Genomic DNA, 17,985 nt, shown 5'->3' with positions numbered 1-17,985 from the left:
ATTTTTATTAATATCTGTATTACTAATCTAATACAGTTAGAGGTGATTTACTGACAAACTATTTATTGGCTACACTATGGCTGAGGAATATATCAGATATCCCTCAGAGGTTGTCTGAGAAGTCTCATTTGCTACATCCAAGCCCCCGTTGGTCCCCCTCTGGGGGACTTTTAGAAGCAAATTGACTCTTGTTTCCCCCAAAGTTGGGGGGTCAGGGGGGCAAAATTCAGGATCAAAAAACTTTTCAGATATCCTCTCAGCAATCACCAGTGAATTTCAACAAATATTATGCACCAAAGTGCTCTGCCATAGCTTCTATTGTGGGGTAACTATACAGAATTGTTGGGTCTATTTCTTTTGATAGCCAATCCCCGAAATCGCTTGTTAAAGATATTGAGGCTGAAGAATCTAGACCGTAACGATTAAAAGAAGTACTTGTCGATATTTCTTCAATTTCTAGATCTAATAGTTGTGACAGATAAGAAATCAACCACTCCTGAACCTCATCTACTGTGGGTTGATTCTTATTCTCTATACTTCCATTATCTACACTAGTCAGGTTTTCGGTCTCTACGGTTAAGTTTTCCATAATTTATTGATGGGGAGTTACTAGATTTTACTGAAATTATTGACGATACGTGTAACTATCATCAGCTCTCACCAATTAATGATAGTTACACCTCCTAATCTTGTTCAGGTTTCCTATTTTTATTTCTTCTGAACAATCAAGCTAACTTCTTAGCTTCGAGCATTTTGGCGCTTGGCAACTTCACATCCCAAACTAAACCTAATTTTTCCAATAACCAAATTAGGCAGTAACCTAAATCTATTTGCCACCATTTTAACCCGATCGCTGCCGAATTTTCAAAAGTATGGTGATTATTCTGCCAGGATTCTCCAAAAGTAGGAATAGCCACCCAAATATTGTTCCGACTCTGGTCTTTACTATCGAAAGGATGAGTCCCAAAAGCATGAGAAAATGAATTGATACTTAAAATGGAGTTATCTACCACAAACATCCTTACAAATCCACCCCACAGAAGACCTTCCACAGCCCCTATCCAAGAGCCATGAATAATTCCTCCTAAAATAGTTGGCATTAGCAGACCCAAAACTATCCACACTACATAATGGCGATTAATCTTGCTAATGGTTTTGTCTCGCATCAATTCTGGCGCATAATACATCGGGTTAGGATACTCGTGGTTTGTTAGCCAACCCACATGGGCGTGCCACAGACCTCGTAATTTCCCAAATATTCCTTCCCCTAGTAATTCGGGATTTGGGGAATGGGGATCACCAGGCAGGTCGCTGTACTCGTGATGGCGACGATGCACTGCTACCCAGGAGACTACAGGTCCTTGAGCGCCCATACAACCTAGAATTGCTAAAATGACTCTCATCGTCTCGCTGGTTTTAAAAGCACGATGGGCAAAGTAGCGATGTAGTCCCAAACTCATCCCAATCATACTCAATGCCCACATTCCTATTAGTAGTCCTATTTCCACGCTACTGATCGGGTACCACCATAGTAAAGCGATCGCTATTACTGTTCCGATTGCTGGAATGACATTGTACAACAGAAAGTGTTTGGTCTGGAGACCTTTTATGTAGTCATTTAATATAGTTTTTGACTTTTGAGTTTTGGCTGGTTTAAAAGATTCTTTGGTCACATCCATTGGAATTGACATCAAACTGTCTCCTTGGTTACCATTTTCTAAATTTTTTCATTTTTTACAAGGCCATAACACCTGTTTAATACTAAGGATCTAGGGCCTAATTTTCCCGGTTACATAATTGGCGGTATCTCGGTAAATTCCATCAAATTATATCATCAATCTTTATCAAATCAACCCATCAAAACTACCTCCATTTAAGTGGAGACCGCTGCTTGTCTTTTACTTGCCACTTTTCCCCTGGCTTCCAACTGGTCTAATGTTCCTTCCAAAAACTTAACTCGGCAAGCAGAGCGTTGTATTTTACCACTTGATGTTTTAGGAATGCTCCCAGCTTTTATTAATACTACAGAATACACCTGTAGATCATGTTCGTCTGTAACTGCCTCTCTAATATTTCCCACTACCTCATTTAGATCTAGTGTCTTTTGGTAACTACGCTCCACCTCCTGAACCACTATTAAACGTTCTTCTCCCTTAATCTCCACTGCCAATGCTGCTCCATGACTAGAACGCAGTGATGGGTGACTTTTTTCCACGGTCAATTCAATATCTTGGGGATAATGGTTGCGACCACGAATAATAATCACGTCTTTGATACGCCCTGTAATGAATAGTTCCCCATCTTTCAAAAATCCTAAATCCCCTGTGCGCATAAATGGCCCTTCACCACTTTCGGCAAGGTTTGCATGAAAAGTCTTTTCTGTCTCTTCTAACCTATGCCAGTATCCTACAGCCATACTAGGATCGCAGACCCAAATCTCTCCTACCTGATCTGGTTGACATTTTCTCAAAGTGTTTCGATTAACGATCGCCACTTTCATCCCACCAATGGGAGGTCCACAGCTAACTACAAATCGTACTACCTGATCTTTGTCTGCTGGTGATACTACTACAATTTTATTTTTTTCTAGGGCTTCTGCTGCTAAGGTCAACACCCTGGCTTTTTCCCCATGTTTTTTAGTCGAAACCAACAAAGTTGCTTCCGCTAGTCCATAAGCTGGATAAAGAGCATCCCTACGGAAACCAAATGGTTCAAAAGTGGCAATAAAATTTTCCACTGTTTCTTGGCGAACTGGCTCGGCTCCGTTGCTAGCTGTACGCCAACTACTTAGGTCTAAATTCGCCCTTTGTTCTGCTGTGGTTCTTCTTAGGCAATGTTCGTAGGCAAAATTTGGTCCTTGACTATGGGTAACTCGGTAGCGTGAAATTGTCTGTAGCCAACGAATGGGTCGCATATAGAAGGCGATGGGCGACATCACATAGCAGGGAATACCGGAATATAGCGGTTGGATTAGTCCATCAACGAGTCCATAATCGTGAAAATGGGGAACCCACGTTGTGGCGATACTGTCTGATGTATAACCCCAAGCTTCTTTTATGTAACTACAGTGGTGTATTAAATTTTTGTGGGTTAGCATCACACCCTTTGGTGTTGAAGTGGAGCCGGATGTGTATTGAAGATAAGCCAGAGTATCGCCATTTAGATCTGGTTTTTGCCATTTTTGTGATAGCGAAATAGGAATTTTATCGCTAACTATCCATTTGATGCTTTGGAATTCTGAAGACAACTGAGAAGTGGATTCTTTGAGTTGGGAATACTTGGAAAAATCAGTAAGTATTACCGAAGCTTGGGCATCAAAGACAATTGCTTCAAGCCTAGGTAGTGTCCGCTTCAGTCTAATTGGGTCTGGTGGTGGTGCCGGAATGGCAACCACTCCTGCATACAAACACCCAAATAAGGCGGCGATAAATTCTAGTCCCTGTGGATATAGGAGTAAAGCCCTTTCATTCCTATCTACTTGTTTTTGAAGTTCTACAGCAATTGCCCTGGCTTTTTCATCTAATTCTTTGTAACTTAGGCTATTTACCTCTTTTTCCCCATTCTGTAGGAAACTGTAAGCTTTTCGAGCAGATTGATAGTGGGAGCGATATTGAAGAAGGTCAATTAAAGTAGAAAATTCTTGCTCATTTTTCATATACTCAATTTGGATTCACCACTATTGTTTGCCAATAACGTACGCAATTTTCTGGTCTAACCATGGCTGACCACAACCTATAACCTTACGGACACCTGTAACCTAGCTACAGACTGGTATTACTTGGTTTTGTTCTAGTGCTTTCCTCTGCATAGGTATGCGTACGCTAACCACCGAGACAGATTTTGACTGCGTCGGGGTGGTGGATATGTGGGCACTGCAATTACGCCAGCATACAAGCACCCAAACAAAGCAGCAATGAAGTCTATACCTGGTGGTACTACTAGCGAGCATTGCTCGTTCCCCCGTTGCCCCCAGAGACGGCAACTGACAGGCGTACGCCCTTGAGCGTTGCTCTAATACCTCATAGGTGATACGAGCAGTTTCTTTTTCCCCTTTTTCCTTGAAGGTATAAGGGATTTGTTCAGGCTGAGAATGGGCTCTCAAGCGCCACAACTCTACCAGATTGTCAAACTTCTCGTCAAGGTCTGAAAATCTGATATTTTTCAAGTTTCAACCTCCTTGGTAGATAGCGTTTTTCAACGCTTACTTGCTCCGTTTCAACAGTTTTTTACTGTTTTAACTTTACTTAGGTGTACTTAGGTTTCTGAGCCTTGAGAGGCAACTAAATTCGGCACCATGAGAAATTTAGCACGAAAAAAATAACCTGTCAACCCTAATCGTAAATAAATTCTGCTTGACTCTCGTCCCACCTATAGATATATAAAACCTAAGTACTCTGACATCTAGGAGTACTCACTAGCAGTAATCCATTGATTAAGGTACTTTCGTCCTAGGTTTTAGGGAGTAGGAAGTAGAGAGTAGGGAAAAAATGCTCTATATCTCATTACTAATATAAACGCTATTAATTTTTTTTTTTTTGAACTGTGTTAAGAAACTTGAAGTTGCTCAAACCGTTGCTGTTCCCTATTCCGAGACCCAAAGTTTCCAACTCTTAACAGTCCACTTTACTTGTCTGGGACTCCTTAGCTATAGAAAAAGCTATAGAAAAATAACATTTTCAACCAGACTCTCCCAACTCCTGATTGGATCTGATCAGGATTTCTGGGAAAACTTAGGATAAGATGCTAATGGAGATCAGAGGATAACTGTGTCTCAAGACCTATTGCAAAACCGAGACTACACCATAATTCTGGCAAGAAATGCCTCTAAAAATTTTGGAACCCTGCCTGGACTGGACAAGCAGTGGTTGCTAGCTCAGGAGTCTATTATCGCCTTGGCAAAGAAATGTGAGGAACTTGATCCAGATGGACTCACTATTTATATTGCATCTACTCCCTATCAAAAATATGACAACACCACTAGTCAGGCATTAGTTGACCTGTTTGAGCAGCCCTATGGTTCAGACAGCATCAATGTGGTTGAGCCGCTCAAAGTTGCACTTGATGACCACTTTAGCCGTAAATCCCGCCAGCAGACAAAAGCAAACGGTGATATTATTATCGTCATCCTGGATAGTGAACCAAAGCCACCCATGGCTGTAGTCAAATTGCTAGTGGCAGCAACTAATAAGATGGATTCTCAGGAAGAACTGGGTGTGATGTTTGCCCAAGTGGGGGAAGACCCCATTACTCGTGGTTTTCTAACTGCTTTAGATGATGATTTACATGCTGCGGGCGCTAAGTTAGATATTGCCGACACTAAGCTTTTGTCAGCTATGGAGGAAAGTCAGATTACTAAGTTTTTGCTCGATGCCCTATATGATTAGGATGTAAGCTATCAGCGGTCAGCCGTCAGCCGTCAGCCTTGAGCTTTCAGCTTATTTTATTCAAAAGCACCTCCAGTAGCCTGGCCACAGGCCCAAAGCTGATAGCTGATAGCTGATAGCTGACCAGCTTATGGGTATTAGCTGATAGCTTTGATGAAAATGAATGCTTACCAATGAACACGGTTAAGTTGCAAAAACTATAGCATTTCCCAATAAGTTTAAACAAGGAATACCATTTGTTTTTTTATCAAAAATACCTATATACTTGACTTGATTAAATCTTGCCTCTTGCCTCTTGCCTCTTGCCTCTTGCCTCTTGCCTCTTGCCTTTACCTAAGGATTCTGTTCACAACTCAAATACAAACGCTATATGTCTACACCAACCAATATCAATAAAATTATGATTGAACGTCCTAGCCAAGACCATCTTGATAACTTGGGTGTCTCAAATTGGCCAATTTGGACAAAGGAAGTCTCGGAATTTCCCTGGACTTACGATGAACAGGAAATTTGTTACTTACTAGAAGGTGAAGTAGTTGTCACGCCAGATGGTGGTGAACCAGTTCAAATTGCCAAAGGAGATTTGGTCACTTTCCCAGCTGGAATGTCTTGCACCTGGAAGATTATTTCTAATGTTAGAAAACACTATCAATTTGGCTAGAATTTTGGCGTTGCTGAATTAAGGAATGAATGCGCGATTATCTGGTGAAAGTTAAAGCCCCCTAAATCCCCCAAGCGAGCAATCCCTCGCTTGGGGGACTTTAAGAGTTTTGTTCCCCCCAAGCGAGCAATCCCTCGCTTGGGGGGCTAGGGCGTGTTTTCAAAGTTTTCCGCAAGATTATGATCCCCCCCAGCCCCCCTTAAAAAAGGGGGGAGCCATACTCAAAGTCCCCCTTTTTTAAGGGGGACCAACGGGGGATCTCCGAGTTTGAAAACACACCCTAGGGGGGCAAAACCATACCCATAATCAGCAACGCCAGAATTTTGAGGGGCTTTGATCCAGGATTTTAGGGAGTAGGGGTAATAAAAACGAAGTGATTAACCGGAATTTATATCCCTACTCTATATGCCTACTTTATTGTTTCACTCATCTGCTTCTCTAATTCTTCTAATAATTGATCGACATCTTTCCCAACTTCTATAAAGCACTCCGGTGGTGAAAGTTCAGGTTCAAATTGAATCAGTTTCAACTGTCCATTACCAATACCAATAATCAGAACTTCCTGCTCAGGTTTATGAGCATCCACCACTCCCAAAATTTCCTGAATTTGGTTATTAACCTGACGATTTAGGGTTTCTATTGCTGCCCTAGGACAGTAAACAAAATGTGGCTTCGGTTTCATATCAAGTCCGAGGGTTTCATCAGTTTCTCCTTTTTCCAGAAATAGCCCCCAAGCCAGTGCAGCTAATTCTTTTTGATTGGCTTTAACAAACTTATCTAACTGATGTTGCCACTTGTTTATTGCTAAGTCTTGCCGATTACTACCGAATAAGTCCATATATTATTTATCAATTGGGTGAGGTACTTTCGTTATGGGTTTTAGTTAGCAGTTAGTAGGGAGCAGGGAAAAAATCCTGTGTACCTCATAACTATGGAAAACGCTATACTCACATCCCGATTGTCTAGAGCGACACAAACCAAAAACTAACCCAAGAAACTAAGGCAGATGGGTGGTTTTTACTAGACAGCTGCACCATGATATCATTTCCGGTACCGCGCACCACCGGACTTGATATGAATGATTTTTGGACAGATATTCTCAACTTTGCCAAGGACACCACAAACCGTGTCGGTAATCGGCACCTCCGGGACTTTGGTCAGGTACAAGGGTCCGAAAAAGCCGATGGTACGTTAGTGACCCAGGCGGACAGGTGGGCAGATCAAGAAATTAGAGATGCGATCGCATCTCATTTCCCCAGCCACGGCGTACTGAGTGAAGAAGCATCCCACCAATTTCCTGAGTCTGAATGGTGCTGGATTATTGACCCTCTTGATGGCACCACCAACTTTACTAGAGGAATTCCCCTGTGGGGGGTTTCCTTAGGCTTGTTGTATCAGGGAACTCCAGTGTTTGGTTACATTCATTTTGCTCCTGTCCAGCAATCTTTTCATGGTTTTTGGCTTGGGAAATCGGAGCTAAAAGGTGTCGAAAACGGTGCTTTTCTCAATGGACGCCCCATCCACAGCAGCCAGGATTCCCCTAGCCAAAACCACTTTTTCAACCTGTGCGCCCGTAGTACCTCAGTAATGAAGCAACCCTTCCCCTGCAAAATTCGGATGCTAGGGGTTGCCAGTTACAACTTTCTCGCCACTGCCAACGGTGTCACCTTAGGAGGAGTGGAAGCCACCCCGAAAATTTGGGATTTTGCTGGAGCTTGGGTGATTATTCACGCAGCTGGGGCAGTTTGGGTACCCCTAGATTCTCAGACAATTTTCCCCCTAGAAGTAGGCCAAGATTACGGTCAGCGGTCGTTTCCAACTCTAGTTGCAGCACGTCCGGAATTAGTGAGTGTGTTTAAGCCCTTGGTAGAGTTTCTTGGGGATAAGGCAAGTAGAATGTAGAATGTAGAATTAAGAATGTAGAATTAAGAATGTAGAATTAAGAATGTAGAATGTAGAATGTAGAATTAAGAATGTAGAATTAAGAATGTAGAATGTATAAGGCCAAATGTAGAATGTAGAATTAAGAAGGCCAAATGTAGAATGTATAAGGCAGAATGTAGAATGTATAAGGCAGAATGTAGAATGTATAAGGCAGAATGTATAAGGCCAAATGTAGAATTATAAGTTCTAAATTCCCAATTCTAAATTCTAAATTCTAAATTCCCAATTCTACATTCTAAATTCTAAATTCTAAATTCTAAATTCTAAATTCCCAATTCTACATTCTAAATTCTAAATTCTACATTCTACATTCTACATTCTTAATTCAAAAGGGATGTTCCCATAAATAATCTGCGATCGCATTTTCTCCTGCCAGTTTCTCTGGCTGAGCACCCAACAAAACGGAAATTTGTTCCAACTGATGATTGAATCGTCGAGCAACCCGACTGGGTATACCGTAGTCATAGATAATATGACCTTGCCCAGCAATCACTACTACTTGATAATCTGGGTTAGCTTGGGCAAACAAAGCAATCTTCTCTGCCATGGTTTCATCCCATAACACTTGGGCAGTGAAAAAATTGTCGAAGTTGAGACTATTGCTATGACCGGCGTGGTGATGTTGTTGGTAAAATCCTTGAATCAGATTGCGGTAATCAGCATTATCTGTACGAATTTCCGATAGTGGCGGAATATGTTCCTGCTCAGCAGAGGTTAAACTCTCTAAACCGCTACGGGCTACTTTACGAGTGACCTCAGTGGGTGTATTTAAGGCTAACACAGGCAGTTGATTGGTTTTAGCAAACCGTACTAGGGGAGCATAATATTCCCAAGGAAAGCCCCAGCGTTGTTCATACTCACTTTGCTTAACCAACTCAGCTTCTGTGATTTCCCCGGCTAGGTATTGATCCAGGATATCTTGAGCTGGGCGCTGGAACATTTCCATTGCGATCGCAATTTTGGAATTTTCACGGGTTAGTGCTTCAATAATCGCTAACTGCGCCTCATGATCTTTTGTGCTATTGTGAGTTTCTCCTAAATAGATAACCCGGGCTTTTTTCCATTCCGCTAATACCTCCGGTAGAGATAGTAGATTAACCGTTTCTATTTGTTGTTGCTGGCTAGTGGCAGTTGAACTATTATGTTGTTTATGTTGAGCAAAAACTGGGGTAGTACAGAGAAATAAAATTCCTAGGGAATAAACAACGACTTTGGTAAGTGTGCCCATATAAAAGTGATAATAGCTACTCAAAAATCCAACTGGTCATGTTTACTGGTCATGTTTAGCTTAACGTGATTCAGGATTGCCAGGAATTGATTTACTATCACAAAATTCCAAAAGCCGATTCAAAGCCCAAAATTCATCCACATCACCTTTGCCTGTACTAATGTGAGCCACATGACCCCCTTGGGGAGTTAAAATCAAGTTGGCATAGGGATTACTACTCGTTCGCTCTTCCAATTCTGGAATAATAGTAGGGTCAAAAATCGGGTCATCCGCAGCATAGATGATCAAATAGGGCAAAGCTAAGCTGTCCAACAGGTAAAGTCCACTAGTCTTCTGATAGTATTCATTAACGCTAGCAAACCCGTAGTAATCAATCACCATATAGTGGTCAAAGCTCCGCATTGAGTTAATGCACTCCACTACACCAGGTTTAACAGCCTCAGGAAAGTTTTCTAACCGTTGTTGAGCTATTTTCCTGAGTTTATGAGTGAACCTCTTTTCGATCAAACGTCCCATTGGCGTAGATAGCAAATAATCTATGGAGCGATTCGATTCCAGATTAGGAGCCAAAACTGCTCCAAACCTGACCAGAGAACAATTGTTTTCAACTGCGGCCTTAAGTCCCCACAATGCCAACTGTCCCCCCATGGAAAAGCCCACCAAACCGACAGGTTCTGGGCAACCCATCTTTACTAATTCCATGGCTAGCTGCAACTGATCTTCCCCTTCTCGCCAACCGTCAGAAGATGGGACTGGGGATAGTTGTGCACTGCGTCCGTTACTGCGCCAATCATAAATTAACACTGCCCAACCATTACTGTAGGCTTTACGAGCAAGGGTACGACTATACCAACCACTATCGACATCCCCTGTAAGGGCATAGTTAACAATCAGGGTCCCTTTGGCATTGTCAGGACAACTCCACAATCCGCGCAACGGTACCTGATCCGCACCAGTAAATATGTGTTCCTGCCAGGGAATCAGGGGCAAATGGGAAAGCCAAGGTACTTTTTCCCCCCACCAACTCCAGGTTTTGCCGTACCAGTAAGTTGTAGCAATACTTTGAAATAAGCCATTTCTTAGGTACCAGGGAGCTTGGTAGTCTTGCATCAGGTTTCGTAGCTATTTGTAGATTACAGATAGGAGTATAAGCCGTTCTAGTTCCCCATCGGTGTGGGCAGACAAAAATTTATTGCTCTAATTTTCGATATCTTTTTCCATCCACCGACGAGTCCCAAAAAACTGACAGGAATTGGTAGCTACCTTTGCTGCTGCGCCTAGGGCATCAGTAAACTCTTTCTGTAGAATATAGTGACAGAAGGCACCGTGAAACACATCCCCAGCTCCCAAAGTATCTACTGCTTGAATCTGGGGTACGGGTACTTCACCGGACACTCCTAAGCTGCGATACTGAATTGGTTTTTCTCCTTGGGTAATGGCAATGTGAGGAATCCCAGCGTCTAGGAGATAAGCCATCACCTCTTGTTGACCACAGCACCCTGGTGGATAGAAATTGGCTGAGCAAATTGCGTAATCAACGTAGGGCAAAATTGTTTCAAATCCTGGCTTCCAGCTACCCCCATCGATGACTACAGGGATATGATGAGTTTTGGCAAATTTTGCGATCGCATTACTAACCACCATCTGATGACCATCAATGAGCACCACATCCACCATCAAGTCTAAATCCTGAGGTATTTGTGTAGTGCTGGCTTGGATTTTAGTAGCATTAATCGAAATAACTGCGCGATCGCCTGTGGATTCCGTAACAATGATAGAAGATACTGGTGGCGGTTGGGGGTTAGCTGGATCAAGGTCAGCGATGATTACGCCATGACTGGTCAAATCGCTGCGAATTAGCTTAGTAATCGGGTTAATTCCCACCACACCTAAAATTTTAGATAGGTGCGCGCCTCCTAGGGCGAGTAAATCGCCCTTGGGTCGCACCTCTATATTTCCCAGATAGCTAAACGTTACTGCTGCATTCGTCGCTGGTCCCCCAGCCGCTACCGTATAGTCAGAGGCAGTTATTTTTTCATTGCTGCTTGGTAGCTTGGTGCTGAGGTATACCAGGTCTAAGGTAACCATCCCCACAAAAAGACCAGTGCTCGCCATCTAACAACTACCCTTAGTATGATTGTTCATCAGCCTTGTAAAGGTAAAATTGTTGACAGATCCCTACAGTTTCAAAGGAGTATGAAGGGATCAGCGTACTAACATCCAGGTCAGTGCGGTAAATACTAAAGAGCAGAAAATTTTCTCGCTTTGTGCTCTGGGCAACAACTTGCTTAATTTGAGGTCGCCCTGTATCCACCAGGATGGTACACTGACGGCGCAGGAAACTGCCTAGGGTTTCCGGTGCTTGGGGACAAACTTCTTCTTTTAGATACTTGCTCAGTTGCTCAACCGCATAATCTTCATAGGTAGCTTGTCCAGGATTGGTCACCACCATTGAGCCTCCCACCACCGCCAGCACCATCGTGCCAAAAGCGGTGACAACCTGTGAAATCTTCATCTGAATTTTTTAACGGTATATTGTATATTAAGATGGCTATTAAGCCTTCGAGTTCCAGATTAACTGCAAAATACTGGTAACGTCTTGCATGTTTGATGGAAGTCCCTCAGGGCAAGACAATTGCAGCAATTGTCAGCAAACTTCAGAACTGACGGAATCAGCATAAACCCATCAAAATTTCATAGATTGTTGATAAACCCACAAATAAGATGCTATAATCAACAACGGTAAGATTATGGCGAGCGTAGCCAAGTGGTTAAGGCAGTGGATTGTGGTTCCACCACTCGCGGGTTCGAGTCCCGTCGTTCGCCCTAAAAGTCCGTGGAATGGGCATCTTGGCTGTTTCAACTTTCCGGCATCTTGGTAGAACGGGGATCCTGCTGTGGAATGGGCATCTTGCCCGTTTCAATTCCCAGGCGGGCATCTTGCCTGTTTCAACTTTCGGGCATCTTGGTGTGGAACGGGCATCCTGCCCGTATCCTCCCTCGGGCGGGCAGAATGCCCACTCTACTCCTATTCAGCGCGAAGATTCAGCAATGCCAAAAAAATGCAGAAGTAAATTCACATAATCACTTCTGCGTTAACCCTTTCAAGACCCTTGACTAGACACCAATAGAGTCTACATCCACAGTCTTGACTTCAGGGTCTTGAGTGTCATTGGCAATTTTTTCGCTTTGGCGGGTTTTGGCAAAGTCAATTAGCCACTGAGACAGCTCCGAAACCAGCAGGGTTATAACTGCGATATCATCAATTTGCCCAAGGATGGGAATAAAGTCTGGGGAAATATCAATGGGGCTAAGAAAGTAAACTAGGGTCCCCAAGATGATCCACCACCGGTACTTGGAATGGCGGATAGTGTTGCGATACCAGTTGTAAAAAGATTGAATTGGATTGTTCATCAAATATTTGCGGCTGAATACCTCATCCCATAGCAAGTTACGTGGGTAAGAAAGCCACACCTCCAACTAATGGTTTAAGCGATGCAGCGCCTTCACGCGGGGGTTCCCCCCATGAGCGACTGCATCAAGAAAGGACTGGTTTTAAATGCTAATCAGCCGAGACCAGCCAAACTCGTTATCCCCAAGGGCCAGATAGGTGCGCGCCTCCAAGGCCGCGAGCAATCCCTCGCGGCCTTGGGTCGCACCTCTTTTTAAGATTTCTCCGGAGAGCGAAGCAACCGCACAAGCGGTTTTGCCTATAGACCGGACTGGGGAAATATCCGGCTCTGAGGTACCAAACAACAGCTCAATACTCTATAGCTACTATTTATAGTGCCAGATTCTTCCAGAAACCGACTATGGGGATAACCACCCGTTTGATTAGAGTTTTTACTAGAATTAGAAATTTTAGGACTTAGGTAGCTGAAACCAAAAATTGAGGCTTTCCCTAATATGGAACTTGGTTATGGTGATCAGACCTTAGCCCCATGGAAATGAAATTCTTCCCTATCTCCCCATCTCCCCATCTCCCCATCTCCCCATCTCCCCCCACACTCCCGACACTGCCTGGACTAGCTAAGACACTCTGTACCGGATGTGCTAAAGTCCAAGTGTAAATTTCCTGACCTAATCAGTTAACTCGTGGAGAATAGGATCAGTTTCTTGGTAAGTGGTTGAAAATCAATAGAAGATTGATAGACCACTGAGTTATTTGGAAGTAAGGGCAAGTCGTGGATATTGTCGAACTTATTGCAAAAGGTGGGATCGCCATGTGGCCTCTGTTGGCTCTATCGATCCTGACTATGGGTACAATCTTTGAACGGATTTGGTTTTGGGCAACTATAGCGTTGAGGGAAGGCATAATTGTTAATCGTGTTCTAGAGGCAGCAGCTGGTAGCTGGCATGTTGCTAGACAGATTGCCCTAGAGTCACGCCGACAACCCATCGGTAGATATTTGTATGCTCCTTTACGACTGAATAATCCTGACCCAGAAGTATTCCGGCTGGCTCTAGAGTCGGCTGCGGATGATGAATTAGCTGCTATGCGACGGGGGGACAAACTCCTGGAAGCTGTGATTGCTCTAGCACCATTGTTGGGATTACTCGGTACAGTGTTGGGCTTGATTAATTCATTGGGTTCCATTCGCATTAGTGACCTTGGAACAGCTTCCACCGATGGGGTGACTCAGGGGATTGGAGAATCACTGATTAGCACAGCTACAGGTTTGATTGTGGCGATTATCAGTCTGGCCTTCTATAGACTATTTCAGGCTTTTTGGTTTAACCAAGTTAAAGTGTTCCGCAAAGCCGGAAGCGAGTTGGAATTGCTTTATCGACAATATTGGTTACAACAAGAAGAAAGCTCTTAGTCCAAGGACATATCTATGAATAAAAAAAAGGATTCAGCTAGTTCCCCGATGGCAATCCGTCCTCTAAGACTGCGAATGGATAGCTCGCCGGAAGAGGTTCGGGTTGAGATTGTTCCCCTGATTGATGTGATTTTTTGTATTCTGACCTTTTTCATTTTGGCAGCTGTTACCTTATCTCGCCAGCAAGCCCTGAGCGTGGATTTGCCTAAGGCAAGTACTGCTAAGGCTCAAGGACGGCAAATCTTAATGGTTAGCCTTAATGAGTTTGGTCAACTCTACGTTGAACAAGAGCCAGTGGTAACTCAAGAGCAGTTCAAAAAGAAACTGCAAGCATATCGTCAAACTAATCCTTATGGGTTGATGGCGCTTTATGCTTCCAAGGAGGCCAGTTACAACGAGGTCGTTCAGGTATTGGATGTGCTACGACAAGTGGGAGGCGATCGCGTAGCCCTAGCTACTCTACCGGGATCCTCAGGTCAATCCATTGACTTTATTCCTTCCCTACCATCGGGAACAGGTGTCCCTAACTTCAACTCCCCTGGAAAAAACTCCTCCGATTCGATTAATGACATATTAAAGTTCTTGCCTGGATCTACCAATAAGAAATAAGGTTTTTGAGAAGTCTGGGAAGTGTGGGGAGATGGGGAGATGGGGAGATGGGGGGATGGGGAGTCAGGGAGTCAGATCAGCAACGGTTGTGTCCCCCCCTTGTTAAGGGGGGTTAGGGGGGATCCCTATTTTCCACGAGGCTTTCAAGGTACTGACACAGGTGACCCACACAGAAATCACACCACTCGCGCTTTGGATCAAGACTATGTCTTTAACTATACCTAATTATCGAACACTACTTCTCCCCACACCTCCCACACTTCCCCCTCTCCCCACACTCTTCTGGTTCTAGATTCCTAAGCTGGAACCTCAATTTTTTGGCTTCCAGCAAGACCAAAGGCTTTATGAATAGCTTGCAATGCTCGCACTCCTTGGTCTTGGGCAACAACACAGCTAATCTTAATTTCTGAGGTGGCAATCATTTGAATATTGATTTGTTCCGAACCTAGGGCGGCAAACATCTGTGCTGCGATCCCTGGTTGTCCAACCATGCCAGCACCGACAATACTTACTTTGGCAATATCGGCATCCAGGAGAATTTCGCTACACCCAATCACTGGTGCCATCTGTTGTAGGGCTTTCTGAGCCATTTCTGCTTCGGCTTGAGGTACTGTGAAGGCAAGATCCCTGGTGGCAATTCCATTAATGATTCGACAGCGTTGGGACTGGATAATCATATCAATACTAATATTGTGCTCTGCCAAGGTTCCAAATATCTTGGCTGCCATGCCGGGACGATCGGGAATTTGCCGAATGGCTAGACGGGCTTGGTTGATGTCTAGGGCTACACCTCGAACCGGGGGATGGGTGATCTCCCTTGAGTGGTCACTATTTCCTGCTTCAGGGGGAATGGGTAGATGAATGGGGGTATTGTTGATATCGAAACAGTTACACAAGGCCGCGATCGCGCGATCGCATTCGACGGCATCAATCACACAGCTGACTTTGATTTCGGAGGTGGAAATCATCTCAATATTAACACCAGCATCCGCTAAAGCCCGGAACATCTGAGCTGCAACCCCAGGACGTCCAATCATCCCTGCCCCAGTGATCGAGACTTTAGCAATATCCCTACCTACCATCACTTCTGCTTCTTGGGTATCGGGGGTGGTTTGGCGACGCAGGGCGGGAGCAATGGCTTCGGCTACTGCTTCCGCTCGATTGATAATAGCGCTATTGACGGTAAAGGCAATATCATTAGTATTCTGTTCGTGAATGGACTGGATAATCAAATCCACATCTAGGTCTTGAACTGCAATTTCACCAAACAACCGTGCTGCTACACCAGGGGAATCTGGCACTCGTAAGAGGGCTACTTTTGCCTGGTCGGTGTCATATTCTACGGTATTGACTGGTCGAGCAATTTCTAACCCCTCTAAGGAACGGGGGGGAGAGCTTGGGGAAATTACCTTAGTGCCAGGCTGATCGCTCCAGCTGGATAGTACCACTAAGGTTAAGCCATAGTTGCGTGCAATTTCTACGGCACGGGGATGGAGGACTTTTGCCCCTAAGCTAGCTAATTCCAGCATTTCATCAGCAGTAATTTCCGGCATCAGTTGAGCATCCGGTACAATCCGGGGGTCAGTGGTTAAAATCCCCGGTACATCGGTATAAATCTCACACCGAGATGCCCCCAGTGCTGCGGCTAGGGCTACGGCTGAGGTATCAGAGCCACCCCGACCTAGGGTAGTGATTTCTAACTCATCAGTGCTGGTGATGCCCTGGAAACCAGCAACGACTACAACTTTCCCCTCGTTTAAACACCGCTCCAACCGCTGGGTTTCGATTTGCATAATCCTAGCGCTACTGTGTTTAGTTTCTGTTACAATACCCACTTGAGCCCCAGTTAGGGAAATAGCCGGTTGCCCTAATTCCTGTAGGGCCATGGATAATAGAGCAATTGACACTTGCTCACCGGTGGATAGCAGCATATCCATTTCCCGACGACACGGATTAGGGGAGATGGCTTTCGCTAGTTGTACCAAACCATCGGTAGTCTTACCCATAGCGGACACCACCACTACCACGGAATTGTTCTGTTGGACTGTTTTGAGAATTCGCTGGGCAACGGCTTGTATGCGTTCCACAGAGCCCACCGAGGTACCACCGTATTTTTGGACAACTAGCGACATAAGCTTATTCCACTATTTATTTCTTTGTTTGACTCCCGTTTCCAGGATTGAGTTAATCGTAATGTAAGCTATCAGCTATCAGCTATCAGCTATCAGTTTAAGCGCTACGCGCACGCTACGCGAACAGTTATCAGCTTATGCGCTACTTGAGGTGCTACTTGAGGTGCTTTCAGCTAAAGGCTGACGGCTGATGGCTGACGGCTGACCACTGACGGCTGACCGCTTACTGCTGACTGCTTACATCGTAATTCCCTGGATACGTTAACAAAATCGTCAATAATTGTCAACAAAAAAATATTTTTTCAGTCCCTTGTTTCTGGGTAAGCATTCAGCTATCAGCCATCAGCTTTTTGATGATTTGCTTTTCCCAAAACTTTCAATTGTATAAAATCTCAAACTATTAAATTCTAGGGTTTAAGGTTTATTTTAAGAATGATAGCTGACCGCTGACCGCTGACTACTGACCGCTGACCGCTGACCGCTTATAACCCTTCACCAAATTAAGTCAAGATACAGCACAAAACCAGGCAAAACCTCCTCTCCCGATAAACTACTGGGAGACTCTAAAACGTCAACCTCTTTACTTGGTCGATAAATTTCCACTTGTCGCTCTTTACGATTAATCAACCAACCTAAACGAGTGCCATTGTTTCGGTATTCTTCCATTTTTTTTCGAATTGCTGTTAAGCTATCACTAGGAGAACGTAACTCAATCACAAAGTCAGGGCATAGAGGTAGAAATTTTTCTTGTTCTTGAGGAGTTAAAGTATTCCAGCGTGCTAAGGGTATCCAAGAAGCATCGGGAGAACGGTCGGCACCATTGGGCAGTTTAAATCCAGTGGACGAATCGAAAGCAATGCCAGTTCCATCGGAATCACTCCAGTTAAACAACTGTTGGTTTAATCTACCATTGCGATTTCCTGTGCTGCCGCCAGTGGGTGACATAATAATTAAATCTCCATTAGCATTGCGTTCAAATTTCAAATCGTCGTTGTCTTGACAAAGCTGGAAAAATTGCTCGTCGGTAAGTTTAATGGATTGGAGATCAAGGGTTAGGGTGGTCATGATTGTTTGGGAAAGGGAGTAGGGAGTAGGGAGTAGGGAGTAGAGAGTAGGGAGTAGGGAGTTGGGAGTAGAAACCTAAGTGTATTTTATAAAAATAACTAACGCTATAGAATTGTTTTAGCGATCGCGTTTTTGATTC

18 protein-coding genes, 1 tRNA gene and 1 pseudogene are annotated in these 17,985 nt (G+C 44.0%); 8 read left to right on the top strand and 12 right to left on the bottom strand.

Going from position 1 to position 17,985, the window contains the following annotated elements; all coding sequences use genetic code 11:
• Positions 1-286: 286 nt before the first annotated feature.
• From F6K64_RS32395 to F6K64_RS32380, 4 genes are all read right to left on the bottom strand, one after another.
• Positions 287-589, bottom strand: a complete 303-nt coding sequence (locus F6K64_RS32395) for an acyl carrier protein (RefSeq protein ID WP_008184030.1) — start codon at positions 587-589, stop codon at positions 287-289.
• A 136-nt stretch (positions 590-725) separates the two neighbouring features.
• Positions 726-1,691 carry an acyl-CoA desaturase gene (locus F6K64_RS32390; protein ID WP_202799201.1) on the bottom strand — a complete coding sequence of 322 codons (966 nt, stop codon included), beginning with the start codon at positions 1,689-1,691 and terminating at the stop codon, positions 726-728.
• Between the two features lie 182 nt (positions 1,692-1,873).
• Positions 1,874-3,655 carry a fatty acyl-AMP ligase gene (locus F6K64_RS32385; RefSeq protein WP_008184034.1) on the bottom strand — a complete coding sequence of 594 codons (1,782 nt, stop codon included), beginning with the start codon at positions 3,653-3,655 and terminating at the stop codon, positions 1,874-1,876.
• 102 nt (positions 3,656-3,757) lie between these two features.
• Positions 3,758-4,165 (bottom strand): fatty acyl-AMP ligase, encoded by a 408-nt coding sequence (locus F6K64_RS32380; protein WP_161603162.1) that lies wholly within the window; start codon positions 4,163-4,165, stop codon positions 3,758-3,760.
• 601 nt (positions 4,166-4,766) lie between these two features.
• On the opposite strand from F6K64_RS32380, the gene F6K64_RS32375 reads away from it, so the two are divergent.
• Both F6K64_RS32375 and F6K64_RS32370 read left to right on the top strand, forming a co-directional pair.
• Entirely contained in the window at positions 4,767-5,384 is a 618-nt protein-coding gene (locus F6K64_RS32375) for a vWA domain-containing protein (protein WP_008184037.1), read from the top strand.
• 400 nt (positions 5,385-5,784) lie between these two features.
• Complete coding sequence (locus F6K64_RS32370) at positions 5,785-6,045, top strand: cupin domain-containing protein (protein ID WP_287253660.1); 261 nt, start codon at positions 5,785-5,787, stop codon at positions 6,043-6,045.
• Positions 6,046-6,454: 409 nt separating this feature from the next.
• On the opposite strand, the gene ccmS is transcribed toward F6K64_RS32370, so the two are convergent.
• Entirely contained in the window at positions 6,455-6,883 is a 429-nt protein-coding gene (ccmS, locus tag F6K64_RS32365; protein ID WP_008184040.1) for a beta-carboxysome assembly chaperone CcmS, read from the bottom strand.
• Between the two features lie 236 nt (positions 6,884-7,119).
• Between ccmS and F6K64_RS32360 the strand changes: the two genes are divergently transcribed.
• Positions 7,120-7,947: an inositol monophosphatase family protein gene (locus tag F6K64_RS32360; RefSeq protein WP_044493139.1), complete on the top strand. Its 828-nt coding sequence runs from the start codon at positions 7,120-7,122 to the stop codon at positions 7,945-7,947.
• A gap of 367 nt (positions 7,948-8,314) precedes the next feature.
• Here the strand turns inward: F6K64_RS32360 and F6K64_RS32355 are convergent, their stop codons facing one another.
• The 4 genes from F6K64_RS32355 to F6K64_RS32340 form a co-directional block, all read right to left on the bottom strand.
• A complete protein-coding gene (locus F6K64_RS32355; protein ID WP_008184044.1) occupies positions 8,315-9,217 on the bottom strand; it encodes a ChaN family lipoprotein in 903 nt (300 codons plus the stop codon).
• 60 nt (positions 9,218-9,277) lie between these two features.
• Entirely contained in the window at positions 9,278-10,327 is a 1,050-nt protein-coding gene (locus tag F6K64_RS32350; protein WP_008184047.1) for a YheT family hydrolase, read from the bottom strand.
• A gap of 87 nt (positions 10,328-10,414) precedes the next feature.
• Positions 10,415-11,332: a sugar kinase gene (locus tag F6K64_RS32345; RefSeq protein WP_008184050.1), complete on the bottom strand. Its 918-nt coding sequence runs from the start codon at positions 11,330-11,332 to the stop codon at positions 10,415-10,417.
• Between the two features lie 13 nt (positions 11,333-11,345).
• The gene (locus F6K64_RS32340) at positions 11,346-11,732 is read right to left on the bottom strand and encodes a DUF4359 domain-containing protein (protein WP_008184053.1); all 387 of its coding nucleotides are present in this window, start codon (positions 11,730-11,732) and stop codon (positions 11,346-11,348) included.
• A 238-nt stretch (positions 11,733-11,970) separates the two neighbouring features.
• Here F6K64_RS32340 and F6K64_RS32335 point away from each other — a divergent pair.
• Positions 11,971-12,043: transfer RNA gene (locus F6K64_RS32335), tRNA-His, on the top strand.
• Between the two features lie 10 nt (positions 12,044-12,053).
• Positions 12,054-12,338, top strand: a complete 285-nt coding sequence (locus F6K64_RS32330) for a hypothetical protein (protein WP_287267537.1) — start codon at positions 12,054-12,056, stop codon at positions 12,336-12,338.
• Here F6K64_RS32330 and F6K64_RS32325 read toward each other — a convergent pair.
• A complete protein-coding gene (locus F6K64_RS32325) occupies positions 12,335-12,631 on the bottom strand; it encodes a YkvA family protein (protein WP_008184057.1) in 297 nt (98 codons plus the stop codon). The two genes, F6K64_RS32330 and F6K64_RS32325, sit on opposite strands and share 4 nt — an antisense overlap.
• Before the next feature lie 770 nt (positions 12,632-13,401).
• Between F6K64_RS32325 and F6K64_RS32320 the strand changes: the two genes are divergently transcribed.
• From F6K64_RS32320 to F6K64_RS32310, 3 genes and pseudogenes are all read left to right on the top strand, one after another.
• Entirely contained in the window at positions 13,402-14,040 is a 639-nt protein-coding gene (locus F6K64_RS32320) for a MotA/TolQ/ExbB proton channel family protein (RefSeq protein ID WP_008184062.1), read from the top strand.
• Between the two features lie 15 nt (positions 14,041-14,055).
• Positions 14,056-14,580, top strand: a pseudogene (locus F6K64_RS32315) (ExbD/TolR family protein); the annotation flags it as partial.
• A 108-nt stretch (positions 14,581-14,688) separates the two neighbouring features.
• Entirely contained in the window at positions 14,689-14,874 is a 186-nt protein-coding gene (locus tag F6K64_RS32310) for a hypothetical protein (protein ID WP_287254691.1), read from the top strand.
• 71 nt (positions 14,875-14,945) lie between these two features.
• Here F6K64_RS32310 and F6K64_RS32305 read toward each other — a convergent pair whose 3' ends face one another.
• Complete coding sequence (locus tag F6K64_RS32305; protein ID WP_287267536.1) at positions 14,946-16,781, bottom strand: aspartate kinase; 1,836 nt, start codon at positions 16,779-16,781, stop codon at positions 14,946-14,948.
• A gap of 492 nt (positions 16,782-17,273) precedes the next feature.
• Positions 17,274-17,846: a Uma2 family endonuclease gene (locus F6K64_RS32300; RefSeq protein ID WP_287267534.1), complete on the bottom strand. Its 573-nt coding sequence runs from the start codon at positions 17,844-17,846 to the stop codon at positions 17,274-17,276.
• Between the last annotated feature and the right edge of the window lie 139 nt (positions 17,847-17,985).

Origin of the sequence: Moorena sp. SIO3A2 (assembly GCF_010672265.1) — a bacterium.
GTDB classification, from domain to species: Bacteria; Cyanobacteriota; Cyanobacteriia; order Cyanobacteriales; family Coleofasciculaceae; genus Moorena; species Moorena producens.
This window is presented reverse-complemented; position numbering and strand designations above follow the sequence as displayed.

Coding starts and splice junctions, on each gene's coding strand:
- F6K64_RS32395 (WP_008184030.1), bottom strand. CDS start 589: ATGGAAAACTTAACCGTAGAGACCGAAAACCTGACTAGTGTAGATAAT.
- F6K64_RS32390 (WP_202799201.1), bottom strand. CDS start 1,691: ATGTCAATTCCAATGGATGTGACCAAAGAATCTTTTAAACCAGCCAAA.
- F6K64_RS32385 (WP_008184034.1), bottom strand. CDS start 3,655: ATGAAAAATGAGCAAGAATTTTCTACTTTAATTGACCTTCTTCAATAT.
- F6K64_RS32370 (WP_287253660.1), top strand. CDS start 5,785: ATGATTGAACGTCCTAGCCAAGACCATCTTGATAACTTGGGTGTCTCA.
- ccmS (WP_008184040.1), bottom strand. CDS start 6,883: ATGGACTTATTCGGTAGTAATCGGCAAGACTTAGCAATAAACAAGTGG.
- F6K64_RS32360 (WP_044493139.1), top strand. CDS start 7,120: ATGAATGATTTTTGGACAGATATTCTCAACTTTGCCAAGGACACCACA.
- F6K64_RS32355 (WP_008184044.1), bottom strand. CDS start 9,217: ATGGGCACACTTACCAAAGTCGTTGTTTATTCCCTAGGAATTTTATTT.
- F6K64_RS32350 (WP_008184047.1), bottom strand. CDS start 10,327: ATGCAAGACTACCAAGCTCCCTGGTACCTAAGAAATGGCTTATTTCAA.
- F6K64_RS32345 (WP_008184050.1), bottom strand. CDS start 11,332: ATGGCGAGCACTGGTCTTTTTGTGGGGATGGTTACCTTAGACCTGGTA.
- F6K64_RS32340 (WP_008184053.1), bottom strand. CDS start 11,732: ATGAAGATTTCACAGGTTGTCACCGCTTTTGGCACGATGGTGCTGGCG.
- F6K64_RS32325 (WP_008184057.1), bottom strand. CDS start 12,631: ATGAACAATCCAATTCAATCTTTTTACAACTGGTATCGCAACACTATC.
- F6K64_RS32310 (WP_287254691.1), top strand. CDS start 14,689: ATGGGGAGATGGGGGGATGGGGAGTCAGGGAGTCAGATCAGCAACGGT.
- F6K64_RS32305 (WP_287267536.1), bottom strand. CDS start 16,781: ATGTCGCTAGTTGTCCAAAAATACGGTGGTACCTCGGTGGGCTCTGTG.
- F6K64_RS32300 (WP_287267534.1), bottom strand. CDS start 17,846: ATGACCACCCTAACCCTTGATCTCCAATCCATTAAACTTACCGACGAG.